This window comes from Undibacterium sp. SXout7W, assembly GCF_049339385.1.
Taxonomy (GTDB): Bacteria; Pseudomonadota; Gammaproteobacteria; order Burkholderiales; family Burkholderiaceae_D; genus Undibacterium.
In genome coordinates this window covers 1-285 of the sequence record NZ_JBMPPF010000157.1, presented here as the reverse complement: position 1 = coordinate 285, position 285 = coordinate 1, and the positions used below count along the sequence as shown (strand labels likewise).

Here is a 285-nt window from a genome sequence, read left to right as displayed (position 1 = left end):
TGAGTTGATAACTCATCTGATGAATCAATGATACTATCAACAATAGATTTTAGTTTCGTCTGCATAAGCGCTACAGATGCCATCATACTATTTGGACAACATGAATCTATTGTTGTGGTGAGATCCCCTTGAGCAATCTTTGCAATTAATAGTGCTGCTTCTTGCGGTTCTCCACCAACAGAGTCGCGGATACGTAAACTAATCACATATGCTACACTTGCACCGATTATCACTGCTAATGTTGTGAGTAGAATCATCCATAACTCAAAGGAACTAGCTACATCA

General features: G+C 38.9%; 1 pseudogene. It reads right to left on the bottom strand.

Annotated features, from left to right (window positions below):
• A pseudogene (locus tag ACO0LB_RS20910) lies at positions 1-257 on the bottom strand (hypothetical protein); the annotation flags it as partial.
• Between the last annotated feature and the right edge of the window lie 28 nt (positions 258-285).